The sequence below is a fragment of the Pseudomonas mosselii genome (genome assembly GCF_003205295.1).
Taxonomy (GTDB): Bacteria; Pseudomonadota; Gammaproteobacteria; order Pseudomonadales; family Pseudomonadaceae; genus Aquipseudomonas; species Aquipseudomonas mosselii_B.
In genome coordinates, this window is sequence record NZ_QJRP01000006.1 from 158,742 (window position 1) to 173,931 (window position 15,190).

15 protein-coding genes are annotated in these 15,190 nt (G+C 63.3%); 8 read left to right on the plus strand and 7 right to left on the minus strand.

Annotated features, from left to right (window positions below):
* Positions 1–1,251 (plus strand): cyanide-forming glycine dehydrogenase subunit HcnC, encoded by a 1,251-nt coding sequence (hcnC, locus tag DMX06_RS08415; RefSeq protein WP_110736164.1) that lies wholly within the window; start codon positions 1–3, stop codon positions 1,249–1,251.
* 244 nt (positions 1,252–1,495) lie between these two features.
* Here hcnC and lpdA read toward each other — a convergent pair whose 3' ends face one another.
* Positions 1,496–2,896 carry a dihydrolipoyl dehydrogenase gene (gene lpdA / locus DMX06_RS08425; RefSeq protein WP_110736167.1) on the minus strand — a complete coding sequence of 467 codons (1,401 nt, stop codon included), beginning with the start codon at positions 2,894–2,896 and terminating at the stop codon, positions 1,496–1,498.
* Between the two features lie 215 nt (positions 2,897–3,111).
* Between lpdA and cfaB the strand changes: the two genes are divergently transcribed.
* Complete coding sequence (gene cfaB, locus DMX06_RS08430; protein ID WP_110736169.1) at positions 3,112–4,296, plus strand: C17 cyclopropane fatty acid synthase CfaB; 1,185 nt, start codon at positions 3,112–3,114, stop codon at positions 4,294–4,296.
* 35 nt (positions 4,297–4,331) lie between these two features.
* Here the strand turns inward: cfaB and cls are convergent, their stop codons facing one another.
* Positions 4,332–5,771 carry a cardiolipin synthase gene (gene cls, locus DMX06_RS08435; protein WP_110736171.1) on the minus strand — a complete coding sequence of 480 codons (1,440 nt, stop codon included), beginning with the start codon at positions 5,769–5,771 and terminating at the stop codon, positions 4,332–4,334.
* 129 nt (positions 5,772–5,900) lie between these two features.
* Here cls and DMX06_RS08440 point away from each other — a divergent pair, with 129 nt between their 5' ends.
* Positions 5,901–6,428, plus strand: coding sequence for a DUF3617 domain-containing protein (locus DMX06_RS08440; protein ID WP_050707585.1), 528 nt, complete (start codon positions 5,901–5,903; stop codon positions 6,426–6,428).
* A 4-nt stretch (positions 6,429–6,432) separates the two neighbouring features.
* Here DMX06_RS08440 and folE2 read toward each other — a convergent pair whose 3' ends face one another.
* Together folE2 and DMX06_RS08450 are read right to left on the minus strand one after the other, a co-directional pair.
* The gene (gene folE2, locus DMX06_RS08445; protein WP_110736173.1) at positions 6,433–7,314 is read right to left on the minus strand and encodes a GTP cyclohydrolase FolE2; all 882 of its coding nucleotides are present in this window, start codon (positions 7,312–7,314) and stop codon (positions 6,433–6,435) included.
* 24 nt (positions 7,315–7,338) lie between these two features.
* Positions 7,339–7,716 (minus strand): glutamine synthetase, encoded by a 378-nt coding sequence (locus DMX06_RS08450; protein ID WP_110736175.1) that lies wholly within the window; start codon positions 7,714–7,716, stop codon positions 7,339–7,341.
* 110 nt (positions 7,717–7,826) lie between these two features.
* Here DMX06_RS08450 and zigA point away from each other — a divergent pair, with 110 nt between their 5' ends.
* From zigA to DMX06_RS08465, 3 genes are read left to right on the plus strand one after another with little or no spacing between them, the layout of a single operon-like run.
* Positions 7,827–9,035 (plus strand): zinc metallochaperone GTPase ZigA, encoded by a 1,209-nt coding sequence (gene zigA, locus DMX06_RS08455; RefSeq protein WP_110736177.1) that lies wholly within the window; start codon positions 7,827–7,829, stop codon positions 9,033–9,035.
* Positions 9,032–9,646, plus strand: a complete 615-nt coding sequence (locus DMX06_RS08460) for a DUF1826 domain-containing protein (RefSeq protein WP_110736179.1) — start codon at positions 9,032–9,034, stop codon at positions 9,644–9,646. Before zigA ends, DMX06_RS08460 begins: the two co-directional genes overlap by 4 nt.
* Positions 9,647–9,698: 52 nt before the next feature.
* A complete protein-coding gene (locus tag DMX06_RS08465; RefSeq protein WP_110736181.1) occupies positions 9,699–10,673 on the plus strand; it encodes a CobW family GTP-binding protein in 975 nt (324 codons plus the stop codon).
* Here the strand turns inward: DMX06_RS08465 and DMX06_RS08470 are convergent, their stop codons facing one another.
* Entirely contained in the window at positions 10,674–11,066 is a 393-nt protein-coding gene (locus DMX06_RS08470) for a DUF3301 domain-containing protein (RefSeq protein WP_023629680.1), read from the minus strand.
* Positions 11,067–11,186: 120 nt separating this feature from the next.
* On the opposite strand from DMX06_RS08470, the gene pdxY reads away from it, so the two are divergent.
* Positions 11,187–12,059, plus strand: a complete 873-nt coding sequence (gene pdxY / locus DMX06_RS08475) for a pyridoxal kinase PdxY (protein ID WP_050707578.1) — start codon at positions 11,187–11,189, stop codon at positions 12,057–12,059.
* Here pdxY and DMX06_RS08480 read toward each other — a convergent pair.
* Positions 12,056–12,541, minus strand: a complete 486-nt coding sequence (locus tag DMX06_RS08480; RefSeq protein WP_023629682.1) for an acyl-CoA thioesterase — start codon at positions 12,539–12,541, stop codon at positions 12,056–12,058. The two genes, pdxY and DMX06_RS08480, sit on opposite strands and share 4 nt — an antisense overlap.
* A gap of 326 nt (positions 12,542–12,867) precedes the next feature.
* Here DMX06_RS08480 and DMX06_RS08485 point away from each other — a divergent pair, with 326 nt between their 5' ends.
* Complete coding sequence (locus DMX06_RS08485; protein ID WP_110736183.1) at positions 12,868–14,628, plus strand: cation:proton antiporter; 1,761 nt, start codon at positions 12,868–12,870, stop codon at positions 14,626–14,628.
* 143 nt (positions 14,629–14,771) lie between these two features.
* Here the strand turns inward: DMX06_RS08485 and DMX06_RS08490 are convergent, their stop codons facing one another.
* Entirely contained in the window at positions 14,772–15,179 is a 408-nt protein-coding gene (locus DMX06_RS08490) for an SMI1/KNR4 family protein (protein WP_028689999.1), read from the minus strand.
* Between the last annotated feature and the right edge of the window lie 11 nt (positions 15,180–15,190).

The following is a 15,190-nucleotide window of genomic DNA, read 5'->3' on the forward strand; positions in this document are numbered from 1 at the left end:
ATGAACAAGCATTACGACATCATCATTGCCGGTGGCGGCGTGATTGGCGCTTCCTGTGCCTACCAGCTGTCCAAGCGGCACAACCTGAAGATCGCCCTGATCGACTGCAAGCGCCCGGGCAACGCCACCCGCGCCTCGGCTGGCGGCCTGTGGGCCATCGGCGAGTCGGTGGGGTTGGGCTGCGGGGTGATCTTCTTTCGCATGATGTCCTCGCGCAACAAGCGTGAGGCCAACGGCGCGGCGGTGGTGGTCGACTCGAGCACCCCGCACATCTTGCCGGAGTGCTTCTTCGACTTCGCCCTGCAGTCCAACGCGCTTTATCCACAGCTGCACCAGGAGCTGATCGAGCGCCACGGCATGGACTTCAAGTTCGAACGCACCGGGCTCAAGTACATCATCCAGGATGAAGAAGACCAGCTGTACGCCGAGCACATCGTCAAGCAGATCCCGCACCTGGCCGACCAGGTACGCTGGCTCGACCGCGACGCGCTGCGGGCTTCGGAGCCGGCGGTGACGCTCAAGGCCAATGGCGCGCTGGAGTTTCTCTGCGATCATCAGGTCAGCCCGTTCCGCCTGGGCGATGCCTACATGGAGGCGGCGCGGCAGAACGGCGTCGACCTGTACCCGAACGTGAACATCACCGGCGTGCTGCATGAAGGCTCGCGGATCAAGGGCGTGCGCACCGCTGAGGCCGGCGAGTTCCATTGCGCCACCTTGATCAATGCCGCTGGCGCCTGGGCCGCGGAACTGAGCGAGTGGGCGACCGGGGAGAGCATTCCGGTCAAGCCGGTGAAGGGCCAGATCGTGCTGACCGAGCGCCTGCCCAAGCTGCTCGACGGCTGCATCACCACCAGCGATTGCTACATGGCGCAGAAGGACAATGGCGAAATCCTGATCGGCAGTACCACGGAAGAGAAGGGCTTTGATGTCAGCAATACCTTCCCGGAAATCAGCGGCCTGGTGCAGGGCGCGATCCGTTGCGTGCCGCAGCTGGCGCAGGTGAACCTCAAGCGCACCTGGGCCGGCCTGCGCCCGGGATCACCGGACGAATTGCCGATTCTAGGGCCTGTGGATAATGTGCAGGGCTATTTCAATGCCTGTGGACATTTCCGTACCGGTATCCTCACGTCGGCGATTACCGGTGTGTTGCTGGACAAGGTTGTCCACAATGAGGCGTTGCCGCTGGATATCACGCCATTCCTGGCGTCGCGCTTCCATGGGGGTGTGGATAAACAACTGGCCCACGGCTAAGTCGCGCACTTGTAGGAGCGGCCTTGTGTCGCGAAAGGGCTGCAAAGCAGCCCCGGGATCTCAGCGTTGTTGCAAAGATCGCCGGGGCCGCTTTGCGGCCCTTTCGCGACACAAGGCCGCTCCTACAGGTTGGCGTAGTACCTGTAGGAGCGGCTTTAGCCGCGAACACCGGCGAAGCCGGTGCCATCCACCGAGTCGCTTGCCTCGCGGCTAAAGCCCACACGATTCAACGCAAGGCTTTGCGTCAGATCTGCATCGCTTTCCCATCCACATTCATCGCCGCCTGGCGCAGGGCCTCGGAGCGGGTCGGGTGTGGGTGGCAGGTGAGGGCGATGTCCTCGGCCGAGGCCGAGAATTCCATGGCCACGCAGAACTCGCCAATCATCTCGCTCACGCTCGGGCCAACCAGATGCACGCCCAGCACCTCGTCGGTGACGGCGTCGGCGATAACCTTGGCGAAGCCTTCGGTCTCATGGTTGATCTTGGCCCGGCTGTTGGCGGTGAAGGGAAACTTGCCGACCTTGTAGGCACGGCCTTCGGCCTTGAGCTGCTCCTCGGTCTTGCCGACACTGGCCAGTTCCGGGCGGGTATAGATGACGCCGGGGATCAGGTTGTAGTTGACCTCGTGGGGCTTGCCGGCGATGCGTTCGATGCACGACACCGCTTCGTCCTCGGCCTTGTGCGCCAACATCGGGCCGGAGGTGACGTCGCCGATCACCCAGATACCCGGGACCGTGCTGCGGTGATGGTCGTTGGCGAGCATGCCGCGTTTGTCGGTTTCCAGCCCCACGCTTTCCAGGTTCAGGCCCTTGGTATAAGGACGGCGACCGATGGCCACCAGCACGTAGTCGGCCTGCAGGGTTTCGGCGTTGCCACCGGCGGCGGGCTCCAGGGTCAGGCTGACACCGTCGGCGCTGGATGTGGCCTGGGTCACCTTGCTGCCAAGCTTGAAGGTCATGCCTTGCTTGGCCAGGGCCTTCTGCAGGGTCTTGGCGGTTTCCTCGTCGGTGCCCGGGCAGATGCGGTCCAGATACTCGATCACCGTCACTTCGGCACCCAGGCGGCGCCATACCGAACCCAGCTCCAGGCCGATCACCCCGGCGCCGATCACGATCAGGTGCTTGGGTACCTGGGGCAGCGACAGGGCGCCGGTGGAATCGATGATGCGCTGGTTGTCGATGGTCACGCCTGGCAGCGGCGTGGGTTCGGAACCGGTGGCGATGACGATGTCTTTGGCCTGCAGGGTGGTTTCGCTGCCGTCCTCGGCCTTGACCAGCACCTTGCCGGCGCCGTCCAGGCGGCCCCAGCCCTTGACCCAGTCGACCTTGTTCTTGCGGAACAGGTACTCGATGCCCTTGGTCAGGCCGGTCACACTTTCGTCTTTCTGCTTCATCATCTGGCCCAGGTTGAGGGTCGGCTTGACCTCGATCCCCAGGTGGGCAAATTCCTCGCCGCTGGCCGCCTCGTACAGCTCGGACGCATGCAGCAGCGCCTTGGACGGCATGCAGCCGACGTTCAGGCAGGTGCCGCCCAGGGTCGGGCGGCCCTCGACACAGGCCACGCTCAGGCCCAGCTGGCCGGCACGGATCGCTGCGTTGTAGCCGCCGGGGCCGCCGCCGATGATCACCACGTCATAGGATTTCATGGGTTTCGTTACTCCGAGAGTGTGAGGAAACGAGAGGGCCACAAGGTTAGTCTGAGCGACGAAGATTGTATACAATCTGTTCGCTGCCTCGAACCAGATAGTTCTAGACTATGGTCGCGATTAACGGAAACTTCGCACGAATGAACTACCCTGATTCCGTGACGTCCGACACCTTGAGGCCTGACGTCCCGTATCAATGAAAGGGAGGGTCATGAATGCTTGCGCAACTTCCACCCGCATTGCAGAGCCTGCACTTACCTTTGCGCGTCAAGCTGTGGGACGGCAACCAGTTCGATCTGGGGCCAAGCCCGCAGGTCACCATCCTGGTCAAGGAACCCCAGCTGATCGCCCAGCTCACCCACCCGAACCTGGAAGAGCTTGGCTCTGCCTTCGTCGAGGGCAAGCTGGAGCTGGAAGGCGATATCGGCGAAGTGATTCGGGTCTGCGACGAGCTCAGCGAAGCCTTGCTCAAGGATGAAGACGAGTTCTTGCCGGAGCGCACCTCGCATGACAAGCGCACCGACGCCGAAGCCATTTCCTACCACTACGACCTGTCCAACGATTTCTACCAACTATGGCTCGACCCGGACATGGTCTATTCCTGCGCCTACTTCAAGGAGCCGGACAACACCCTGGCCCAGGCCCAGCAGGACAAGTTCGATCACCTGTGCCGCAAGCTGCGCCTGCAGGCCGGCGACTACCTGCTGGATGTCGGTTGCGGTTGGGGCGGGCTGGCGCGATTCGCCGCCCGCGAGTACGGCGCCAAGGTGTTTGGCATCACCCTGAGCAAGGAGCAGCTGAAGCTCGGTCGCCAACGGGTCAAGGAGGAGGGCCTGGCCGACAAGGTCGACCTGCGGATCCTCGACTACCGCGACCTGCCCCAGGATGGTCGCTTCGACAAGGCGGTCAGCGTCGGCATGTTCGAACACGTCGGGCATGCCAACCTCGAGCTGTATTGCCAGCGGCTGTTCGGCGCGGTGCGTGAAGGTGGCCTGGTGATGAACCATGGCATCACCGCCAAGCACGTCGATGGTCGTCCGGTTGGCCGTGGCGCGGGGGACTTCATCGACCGTTATGTGTTCCCCCACGGCGAGCTGCCGCATATCTCGATGATCACGGCGCGGATCTGCGAGGCGGGCCTGGAGGTGGTCGATATCGAGAGCCTGCGCCTGCATTACGCCAAGACCCTCAACCACTGGAGCGAGAACCTGGAGAACCAGCTGCACCGCGCCGCCGCGCTGGTGCCGGAGAAGACCTTGCGTATCTGGCGCCTGTACCTGGCCGGTTGCGCCTACGCCTTCACCAAGGGCTGGATCAACCTGCACCAGATTCTCGCGGTGAAGCCCTACGCCGACGGCCACCACGACCTGCCGTGGACCCGTGAGGACCTCTATCGCTGATCGGCTAGCCCGGCGTGCCGACAAGGCTCGCCGGGTTACAGGATCGGTGAAATCAGCCGTGCGATACGCATCCCCAGCTGTTGCAGGCGGTGGGTGTCGCGGCTGTCCTCCGCCGTGATCTCCCGGGCCTGCTCGAAGTCATTCTCCAGCATCCGTTCGACCTGGTCGGCGAAAGCGCGGTCCACGGTGAGCAGGGTGATCTCGAAGTTCAGCCGGAACGAGCGGTTGTCGAGGTTGGCGCTGCCGATGGCGCTGACCTCATCGTCCACCAGCACCACCTTCTGGTGCAAAAAGCCCGGCAGGTAGCGGAACATGCGCACCCCGGCGCGCACCGCCTCGAAGGCGAACAGGCTGGAGGCGGCGTAGACGATGCGGTGGTCGGGGCGCGACGGAATCAGGATGCGCACGTCGACACCCCGCAGCACCGCCAGGCGCAGAGCGGCGAAGATGGCTTCGTCGGGAATGAAATAGGGACTGGTGATCCATACCCGTCGGGTGGCCGAGTGAATCGCCTCGAGGAAGAACAGCGCACAGGTTTCCTGCGGGTCGGCCGGGCCGCTGGCCAAGGCCTGGCACAGCACGCCGTTCTCCGGGTAGACGTCGGGCAGGATCAGCGGCGGCAGCTGGCGCGTAGCCCAGTACCAGTCCTCGGCGAAAGACTCCTGCAGGCAGGCCAGCACCGGGCCGCCGATCTGTACATGGGTGTCGCGCCACGGTGACAGCTTGGGGTGCGCCCCGAGGTACTCGTCCCCTACGTTATGGCCGCCGAGAAACCCGAGCAGGCCATCGACCACGACGATCTTGCGATGGTTGCGAAAGTTGACCTGGAAGCGGTTGAACCAGCCGCGCCGGGTGGCGAACGCTTCGATCTGTACGCCGCCGTCGCGCAGTACCTGGCTGTAGCTGGCTGGCAGGGCATGGCTGCCGACGCGGTCGTACAGCACGAACACCCGCACGCCCTCGGCGGCCTTGCGCAGCAGCAGTTGCTGCAACTCCCGGCCGAGGGCGTCGTCATGGATGATGAAGAACTGCACCAGCACGGTGTCGCGCGCGGTGCGGATGGCCGAGAAGATCGCCTCGAAGGTGGCGGCGCCATCGATCAGCAGCTTCACCTCGTTGTTGGCCAGACACGGCATGCGCCCCAGCTTGGGCATGGCGCGCAGGGCGGCGTAGCTGCCGGACTCGCGGGCGGTCAACGCTTCCTCCACCCAGGGCCGCCAGTTCAGATTGGCCATGGCCACGTGCATTTCCTGGTTGGCCTGGCGCCGCGCCTGGATATAGGCGTAGAAGGAACGGGCGCCGAACACCAGGTAGGGGATGAGGGTGAGGTAGGGGATGAACAGCAGCGACATGGCCCAGGCGATCGCGCCCTGGGCAGTGCGCACGGTGAATACCGCATGCAGCGCGGCGATGAGGCCGAGCAGATGAATCAGGCCGAGCAAGTAACCGAAGAAGTAGGGGTTGTGGAAATCCATACGCATCCTGCTTGCCGAGAGCACTGCTGCTAACAGACCACGTTCGAGGGGTGGCCTGCAACCCGCAGGCGATTTTGACGTCTAACGGCTCAGTCCGGCCAGAGCCGGTATTTCGAGGAGCTTTCATCCATGAAGATTCGTCTGCCACTGCTCGCCCTGGTACTGGGGCTGGGCAGCCCGCTGGTTCATGCGCAGATGCTGCAACCCGGTCTATGGGAACTGACCACCAGCAACATGCAGGTCGATGGCAAACCGTTGCCGGACATGGAGTTCATGCTCGGTCAGTTGAAGAACCTGCCGCCCGAGCAACGGGCGATGATGGAGGGTGCCCTGGCCAAGCAGGGCATCACGGTGGGGGGCAAGGGGGTGCGTTCGTGCCTGACTGCGGAGCAGGTCAAGACCAATGACATTCCGCTGCAGGATCCGCAGTCGGGGTGCACGCAGAAGATCACCGAGCGCAATGGCAATGTCTGGAAGTTCCAGTTCAGTTGCCCCAAGGCCCAGGGCAACGGCCAGGCCACCTTCCTCAGCGACCGGGAGTTCCTGACCAAGGTCAACGGCACCTTCAATGCCTCCGGGGTCCAGCAGCAGGGCAGCATGGACACCCGGGCGGTGTGGCTTGGGAATGACTGTGGAACCGTCAAGCCGCGTACCTGATCTGTCACCAGCGATAACGACTGACCGCCACTGCGTCGTGGGCATGCAGGCTCTCTGCATGTTCCACGCGCACGCTGAAGCCGCTCACGCCCGTTAGCGTTCGCAAGGCCGCATGCAGGCGGCGGGCGGCATCCTCGCAGAACATCAGGTTCTGTCCGTTGGCCAGGGCAAAGGCCTGCTCGTCGGCGCGCTTTACTGCCGTCTGTACGGCCGTGCCCAAAGCTGCCTCCGCAGTCTCGATCAACTCGGTCAGCCTGAACTCGTCGCCGTCCAGGCGGACTTGCAGCTTGGCCAAGCTCCTCTGGCTGTGGGGTGTCGCAACGATGCCGTCGCTGCTGCCAAGCCATTGGCGAACACGCTCCCGCTCCAGCGACTGGCCAGCGAAGTCCCGGTCGAACTGCACCTGGATCAACTGCCTGGCCAGCGCCGCCGAGCATGGGCAGGTCGAGGAGTAGGCAATGTGTACCGATAGTTCCACGTGGAACATTTCATCTTTCAGCTGGGCATCGATGCTCACCGGGTAGCGTTTCCAGCCTGCCAGTGGGCTGACCAGCGCCGGGCGCTTGAGCAGGTGATCGAACGCCAGGCGCAGGTAGGCGGTGTTCGAAAGGCCTTCGTGGCTGGCGAGAAAATGCTCGAGCGTCCGGCGAATCAGCCGTGGACTCAAGGCTTGCTGCTCCAGCGCTTCCAGCGCCAGGTACAACCGTGACATGTGGATGCCCCGGGCTGCGCCGTCATCCAGGCTCACGCCGGCATCGGCGTGTGCGCCGAGGCTGCGTCCGTCGACCAGCAGTGGCAGGGCGATACCGCACATGCCGACCCAGTCCAGCGGCAGTGCCTGCTGGCTGCTCTGTGCGGCGATGTCGGGAAGGGCGAGGCTAGACATGAAAGGATCCTGAAGTGATGGCAGTCAGCGGCAACCGCCGACAAGGCTGCAGTGCAGGTTGAAGCGTTGACCACTGGAGCTGGAGACACGGTTGAGGGTGGTCCAGCCGATGCGGCGGCTGTAACCCACCCAGGCTTCACCGTCGCTGGCCAGCCCGGTGAAGAAGGTCAGCGTGCCGTAGCGGCTGTTGGTCTGAGCCCACAGGCGTTTGCCTGCCACTTCGTAGCCACGCAGGTAGAAGGTGCTGCCTTCGGTACGCACGCTGTAGTAGTTGCCCTGGCCATCCTGGCAGGCGAGCAAGGTCGCGCTGCGGGTGCACAGAGCGAGCTCGGTGTGGGGCATGGCGAAGAGCTGCGTGGATACTGCGAGCAGCAGCAAGGCAGCGAGGCCGGATGATTTCATGACGCTCTCCAGACAACCGTTCGGTCGACACGGCTTGGCGAAATTGTATTGTTATAATATAACATTGTGCAATGCATCGATTCGAATGCGCCTGCCCGATGAGGTTAGTCATGCCCAACCGTCTCCCTGTCACCGTGCTGTCCGGCTTCCTCGGCGCCGGCAAGAGCACGCTGCTCAACCATGTCCTGCGCAACCGCGACAACCTGCGCGTCGCCGTGATCGTCAACGACATGAGTGAAATCAACATCGATGCCAGCGAGGTCCAGCGCAACGTCAGCCTGAACCGGGCCGAAGAAAAACTGGTGGAGATGAGCAACGGCTGCATCTGCTGCACCCTGCGCGAGGACCTGCTGGAAGAGGTGGCGCGGCTGGCGGGTGAAGGCCGCTTCGATTACCTGCTGATCGAGTCGACGGGAATATCCGAGCCGCTACCGGTCGCCGAGACCTTCACTTTTCGCGACGAACAGGGGCGCAGCCTCTCCGACATGGCGCGCCTGGACACCATGGTCACCGTGGTCGACGGGCTGAACTTCCTGCGTGACTACCAGGCCGCCGAGAGTCTGGCCAGCCGTGGCGAGACCTTGGGTGAACAGGACGAGCGCTCGATCAGTGACCTGTTGATCGAGCAGGTCGAATTCGCCGACGTGCTGTTGCTGAGCAAGATCGACCTGATCAGCCAGTCTGACCGCGAGGAGCTGGTGGCCATCCTGCGCAGCCTCAATGCCCGGGCGCAGATCGTGCCGATGGTGATGGGCCAGGTGGCGTTGTCGCGCATCCTCGATACCGGCCTGTTCGATTTCGACCAGGCAGCCCAGGCGCCGGGGTGGCTGCGCGAACTGCGGGGCGAGCATGTACCCGAAACCGAGGAATACGGCATCGCCGCCAGCACCTGGCAGGCTCGTCGGCCGTTCCACCCGCAGCGCTTCTTCGATTTTATCCACACGCCCTGGAGCAACGGCCGGTTGCTGCGTTCCAAGGGCTTCTTCTGGCTGGCCAGCAAATACCAGGAGGCCGGGAGCTGGTCCCAGGCCGGTGGCATGATGCGTCACGGCCTGGCGGGGCGCTGGTGGCGCTTCGTGCCATGCGAGCAATGGCCGCAGGATGAAGAGAACACCGCGGCGATCCTCAAGCAGTGGTCGGTGGAAAGCGGCGATTGCCGTCAGGAACTGGTGTTCATCGGACAGAACATCGACTTCGAGCGGTTATCCACAGAGCTGGAGGCCTGCCTGCTCACGGACGATGAGATGGAACCGGGGCCGATGGCCTGGTTGCGCCTGCCCGATCCATTCGGTGACTGGCATGAGGACGCGGTGGCATGACTGTGGATATCCGCCAGGTGTTCGGTGAATCGCCCCAGGTGATGACCGACATTCTTCAGGATGGTGTCAACTTGGCGGTCTGGCAGCGCCGCCTGCCGGCCCAGGTGGAGGACTTCGCCAACCTGGTGCTCAGCCTTGGCCAGTCCCTGGCCGATGAGCGGGTGATCGAGGTGGATGAACGCCACCCGCCAGCCTTGCCCGGTTTGCTCAGGGAGGCCGCCGATCTGCACGGGTATGACGGTTTCGTCGCGGATGTGGCCTGGCTGGTGGCCGCCTATACCTGCCTGCTGGGAGCCCGTCGTCTCGGTGTGCGCGTGCGGGTACTGGACGGGGCGATGTGTCCGCGCATGCATGTGGACCATGTGCCGGTGCGCCTGCTCAGTACCTATGCTGGAGCGGGCAGCGAATGGCTGGCAGAAGGTGCGATCGATCGTTTGTGCTTGCAGCAGTCGCCGCCTGTGGATAACGTTCGGCGCCTGGCGGCAGGAGAGGTGGCCCTGTTCAAGGGGGAGAAGTGGCTGGGCAACGAGGGGGCAGGATTGGTCCACCGGTCACCGCTGACGCCTGCCGGGGAGCGCCGATTGTTGTTGAGCCTGGACTGGTTGGCATGAACTGCGGGGCCCGGCGGTATAGACTGCCACCAAGCCACCCCGATACCGAGCCATGCTGCAGAACATTCCCACCCATGTGATCGCCGGCCCCCTTGGCGCCGGCAAGACCAGCCTGATCCGCCACCTGCTGGACCAGCGTCCGGCTGGCGAGCGCTGGGCCGTGCTGGTCAACGAGTTCGGCCAGGTCGGCCTCGATGCCGCCTTGCTCAGCCGCGACGAGGCGGGCATCGCCATCGGTGAAGTGGCGGGAGGCTGCCTGTGCTGCGTCAATGGCGCACCGTTCCAGGTGGGGCTTGGCCGCTTGCTGCGCAAGGCGCGCCCGGACCGCCTGTTCATCGAGCCGTCCGGCCTCGGTCACCCGGTCGAGTTGCTGGAGCAGCTGGGGCGTGCACCCTGGACTGGCGTACTGTCGGTCCAGCCACTGCTGATGGTGCTGGATGCCGCGGCCCTGGCCCGGGGGGACGTCCTGCCCGAGGCTCAGCGCCAGGCACTGGTGAAGGCGGGGTTGCTGGTGTTCAACAAGGCGAACGTTGTGGATGAAGCCGAACGCTTGTTGATAACTGCATCACTACCCGCAATACCAGCGCACTGGACGAATCACGGGGTACTGCCGCTTGCTGCATTGCCTGTTTCAGCTCCCGTGGCATCGGGCACTGTTGACTATGGCAGCCTGCCTGTGGATAACGGCGCAGTGCCGTTGCCCACCCTGTGGAGCGATCCGCGACAGCCGATTTGCCAGTTTCAGCAGGGGGAGGGAGGTTGGAGCGTCGGCTGGCGCTGGCATCCCGACCAGTGCTTCGACGAGGCCGTGCTACGCGGTGTTCTCGAGCAATGGCCATGGCGCCGGGCGAAGGGTGTTATCCACAGCACCGAAGGCTGGCAGTCGTTCAACGGCCTGGAAGGCGGGACGCTGGAGTGGCGTTCCAGCGAATGGCGCAAGGACTCGCGCATCGAGCTGATCTTCGATCGACCGCAACCCTTGCAGGCCCTGCAAGCAGCCATCGGCGACTGCCCGCTGATCCGTTGATCAATTGCGCCAGCGGTTGTGTTCCTGGCGCCACTGCTGCATCTCGATGACGTTGTCGGTACGCGGCGGGGTCTTGATCTCGAACGGATAGGGCGCGAGTTCGATCTGCATGGTGTGGGCGCCGAACTGGGTGACGGTACCGGGGTGGCGCTGTTCACCGGTGACGGTGAACTCGAAGTTGTAGATGCGCGCCAGGCGCTTCCTGCCATTGGCGTCGCGCACAAAGGCGATGCGCTTGAGCGCCACGGCGTCGTCGAGCAACTCCAGGTCGAGCTTGGCGCAATGCTGCTTGACCCGTGCCAGGGCCTTTTCGCGCAGCCCGTGGTTGTGCCACAGCCAGGCGCCTGCGGTCGCCACCAGCATCAGGACGAAGAGGTTTTCCAGGGTCAGCATTTGCGTAAGCTCCAGACAGGTCGATCCAGCTTAACTGCGTCTCTGGCCTGTCGTACAGATGGCAATCGGGTTCATACTGCGGGCCGCACACTTATTCACACAGTTTCGGAATCGTCCCGCATGAAACGTACGCCGCACCTGCTCGCCATTCAGTCCCACGTGGTCTTTGGACACGCCGGCAACAGCGCCGCGGTGTTTCCCATGCAGCGGGTCGGGGTCAACGTCTGGCCGCTCAACACCGTACAGTTCTCCAACCATACTCAGTATGGACAGTGGGCTGGGGAAGTGCTTGCCCCAGCGCAAATTCCCGCGTTGGTGGAAGGCATTTCCAATATCGGTGAGCTGGGCCATTGCGATGCGGTGTTGTCGGGCTACCTGGGCAGTGCCGAGCAGGGGCGGGCGATCCTGGCCGGCGTCGAGCGGATCAAGGCGGTCAATCCCAAGGCCCTGTACCTGTGCGACCCGGTCATGGGGCATGCCGAGAAGGGCTGCATCGTACCGGCAGAGGTCAGCGAGTTCCTGCTCGAGGAGGCGGTCGCCAAGGCCGATATCCTGTGCCCGAACCAGCTCGAGCTGGACAGTTTCTGTGGCCGTCGCGCGCAGTCGCTGGAAGATTGCGTGGGCATGGCGCGCGGGTTGCTGGAGCGCGGGCCGCAGGTGGTGCTGGTCAAGCACCTGAATTATCCACAGCGGGCGGACGACGCCTTCGAGATGCTGCTGGTGACCCGCGATGCCAGCTGGCACCTGCGCCGGCCCTTGCTGGCCTTCCCACGCCAGCCGGTGGGCGTGGGCGACCTGACCTCCGGGCTGTTCCTCGCCCGCGTGCTGCTGGGCGACGACTGGTTGCAGGCCTTCGAATTCACCGCCGCCGCCGTGCATGAGGTGCTGCTGGAAACCCAGGCTTGTACCAGCTATGAACTGCAGCTGGTACGGGCCCAGGATCGCATCGCCCATCCACGTGTACGCTTCGAGGCGCAGCGTTTGCTCTACTAGATCGAATCGGTCTTGAGGTTCTGGTAGCGCTGCTCCAGCTCCTGGCGGATCTGGCGGCGTTGCTGGCCTTGCAGGAAGCGGCGTTTCTCCTCGCTGCTCTGCGGCTGGCGCGGTGGCACCTTCACCGGGCGGCGGTCGTCGTCCACCGCGACCATGGTGAAGAAGCAACTGTTGGAGTGGCGCACCGAACGCTCGCGGATGTTCTCGGTGACCACCTTGATGCCCACCTCCATCGAGGTGTTGCCGGTGTAGTTGACCGAGGCCAGGAAGGTCACCAGTTCGCCGACATGTACCGGTTCGCGGAAGATCACCTGATCCACCGACAAGGTCACCACATAGGTGCCGGCATAGCGGCTGGCGCAGGCATAGGCGACTTCGTCGAGGTACTTGAGCAGGGTGCCGCCGTGTACGTTGCCAGAGAAGTTGGCCATGTCCGGTGTCATCAGGACGGTCATGGTCAGCTGGGCGTTTCCAGGTTCCATAGAGAGCTCACGGTGAATTTGCACGGATTCGGGGCGGGTATCTGCAGACACTTCTGTTTCCCCTCGTAGAGGTTTCCCATCCTGGTACGGGACGTCGGCTGACGCTCCATCGTCACGCCAATCTTGCCATCGGCGGTGTCGAATCGGCCGATCTGTTTCTACATATTGCATCGGCAATTTGTGGCAAGGCGCGATGTTAACCTGACGACGCCCATGCAACGTGGGATTTTGCGTCTATCACAACAGTATGTGCCTGCTCCGCGCCGAAGGATCGTCCGGCAGAGGAGCGGTTCGCCCCGAGTACCGAAAACAAGGAGTATCACGCCATGCATGCCATCAGCTTCATCCAGGACCTGGCGGTGATCATGCTGGTTGCCGGGGTGGTCACCATCCTTTTTCATCGCCTCAAGCAGCCGGTGGTGCTGGGCTACATCGTCGCCGGCTTCATCATCGGTCCACACACGCCGCCGTTCGGCCTGATCCACGACGAAGACACCATCAAGACCCTGGCCGAACTTGGGGTGATCTTCCTGATGTTCTGCCTGGGCCTGGAGTTCAGCCTGCGCAAGCTGTTCAAGGTCGGCGCCACGGCTTTCATCGCCGCGTTCCTGGAAATCGTCCTGATGATCTGGATCGGTTTCGAGATCGGTCGCTGGTTCGGCTGGAACACCATGGATTCGCTGTTCCTCGGGGCGATCCTGGCGATCTCCTCGACCACCATCATCGTCAAGGCGCTCAACGACCTGAAGATGAAAAACGAGCGTTTCGCCCAGCTGATCTTCGGCGTGCTGATCGTCGAGGACATCCTCGGCATCGGCATCATCGCGCTGCTGTCGGGGATCGCCGTCAGCGGCTCGGTGAGCTCCGGCGAAGTGTTCTCCACCGTGGGCAAGCTGTCGCTGTTCATGATCGTCGCGCTGGTCATCGGCATCCTGCTGGTGCCGCGGCTGCTGGCTTACGTGGCGAAATTCGAAAGCAACGAGATGCTGCTGATCACCGTGCTGGGCCTGTGTTTCGGCTTCTGCCTGCTGGTGGTCAAGCTCGAGTACAGCATGGTGCTCGGTGCCTTCCTGATCGGCGCGATCATGGCCGAGTCGCGCCAGTTGCTGAAAATCGAACGGCTGATCGAGCCGGTTCGCGACCTGTTCAGCGCCATCTTCTTCGTCGCCATCGGTCTGATGATCGACCCGTCGATCCTGGTCGAGTACGCCTGGCCTATCGTGGTCATCACCCTGGCGGTGGTGCTGGGCAAGATGCTCTCCTGCGGCATGGGCGCGTTCATCGCCGGCAACGACGGGCGCACCTCGTTGCGCGTGGGGATGGGGCTTTCGCAGATCGGCGAATTCTCCTTCATCATCGCCGCCCTGGGGGTGACCTTGCAGGTCACCAGTGACTTTCTCTATCCGGTCGCTGTGGCGGTGTCGGCCATTACGACCTTGCTGACGCCGTACCTGATCCGGGCTGCTGACCCGCTGTCGATAAGGTTGGGCAAGGTAGTACCGAGCCGCGTGGCACGGGTGCTGTCGCTGTACGGCGAGTGGCTACGCAGCATCCAGCCACAGGGTGAGGGAGCCATGCTGGCGGCGATGATCCGGCGCATTCTGCTGCAGGTCGGGGTCAACCTGGCGCTGGTGATCGCGATCTTCTTCAGTGGCGGTTACTTCGCCGGGCGCATTGGCATCTGGTTGAGCGAGTGGGTGGCGGATGCCGGCCAGCAGAAGGCGATGATCTGGGGCGCGGCATTGCTGCTGTCGCTGCCGTTCCTGATTGCGGCGTACCGCAAGCTCAAGGCGTTGTCGATGCTGTTGGCGGAGATGGGCGTCAAGCCCGAGATGGCCGGGCGGCATACCCAGCGGGTACGGCGGGTGATCGCCGAGGTGATTCCGCTGCTGTCACTGCTGGTGATCTTCCTGCTGCTGTCGGCCTTGTCGGCAAGTATCCTGCCGACCAGCGAACTGCTGCTGGTCATCGTGGTGGTGGCGGCGGTGGTGGTGGCGCTGCTGTGGCGCTGGTTGATCCGGGTGCATACGCGGATGCAGGTGGCGTTGCTGGAGACGCTGGAGAACAGCCGCGATCATTCGCACTGAGCGGGCGGTTAACGCTTTCTGCGCAAGATTTCACCGTCGTCCGAGGGGATGGAGCGGTAGCAGTGTCGCCAGGCGCAGAGAGCCTGGCGATTCTACGAGTGATTGGTAGCTATAAGCCATCACTTTGTGCGGGTATTTCTCATTCAGCTTTCCAGCCAGACATCCCGTGCCCAGTGCCAGACCGATTCCCAGCTTTCCTCGGTGACGATTTCTTCTTCGCCGGACCACAGCACCACGGTGCCGTCCTCTTCGACGCAGTAGTAGTCGTCTCCGTCCTGGCAGATGGGAATGAGATCGCGGGGCACACCGGCGTCCCAGGCGTTGGCCGCCACTTCCGGCAGGTAGGTGTGGGATTGCGGATCGGTCACGGTCACCGGCTCGAGGCTACCGTACACCACGTCGCTGACGGTCAGCAGGTATTCCTTGAACACGAACGGGATGTTGATGAACAGCTCTTCCTCGATCTCGACCAGCTGATCCTCGTCCGGCAGCTCCAGCGGCACCGGTACCGGCTCGTTGGCTTCACGGAGTTGTTCGATCACTTCTTCCACGGTTCACATCC

Coding starts and splice junctions, on each gene's coding strand:
- lpdA (WP_110736167.1), bottom strand. CDS start 2,896: ATGAAATCCTATGACGTGGTGATCATCGGCGGCGGCCCCGGCGGCTAC.
- DMX06_RS08460 (WP_110736179.1), top strand. CDS start 9,032: ATGACTGTGGATATCCGCCAGGTGTTCGGTGAATCGCCCCAGGTGATG.
- DMX06_RS08465 (WP_110736181.1), top strand. CDS start 9,699: ATGCTGCAGAACATTCCCACCCATGTGATCGCCGGCCCCCTTGGCGCC.
- DMX06_RS08440 (WP_050707585.1), top strand. CDS start 5,901: ATGAAGATTCGTCTGCCACTGCTCGCCCTGGTACTGGGGCTGGGCAGC.
- DMX06_RS08480 (WP_023629682.1), bottom strand. CDS start 12,541: ATGGAACCTGGAAACGCCCAGCTGACCATGACCGTCCTGATGACACCG.
- pdxY (WP_050707578.1), top strand. CDS start 11,187: ATGAAACGTACGCCGCACCTGCTCGCCATTCAGTCCCACGTGGTCTTT.
- folE2 (WP_110736173.1), bottom strand. CDS start 7,314: ATGTCTAGCCTCGCCCTTCCCGACATCGCCGCACAGAGCAGCCAGCAG.
- cfaB (WP_110736169.1), top strand. CDS start 3,112: ATGCTTGCGCAACTTCCACCCGCATTGCAGAGCCTGCACTTACCTTTG.
- zigA (WP_110736177.1), top strand. CDS start 7,827: ATGCCCAACCGTCTCCCTGTCACCGTGCTGTCCGGCTTCCTCGGCGCC.
- hcnC (WP_110736164.1), top strand. CDS start 1: ATGAACAAGCATTACGACATCATCATTGCCGGTGGCGGCGTGATTGGC.
- DMX06_RS08450 (WP_110736175.1), bottom strand. CDS start 7,716: ATGAAATCATCCGGCCTCGCTGCCTTGCTGCTGCTCGCAGTATCCACG.
- DMX06_RS08485 (WP_110736183.1), top strand. CDS start 12,868: ATGCATGCCATCAGCTTCATCCAGGACCTGGCGGTGATCATGCTGGTT.
- DMX06_RS08470 (WP_023629680.1), bottom strand. CDS start 11,066: ATGCTGACCCTGGAAAACCTCTTCGTCCTGATGCTGGTGGCGACCGCA.
- cls (WP_110736171.1), bottom strand. CDS start 5,771: ATGGATTTCCACAACCCCTACTTCTTCGGTTACTTGCTCGGCCTGATT.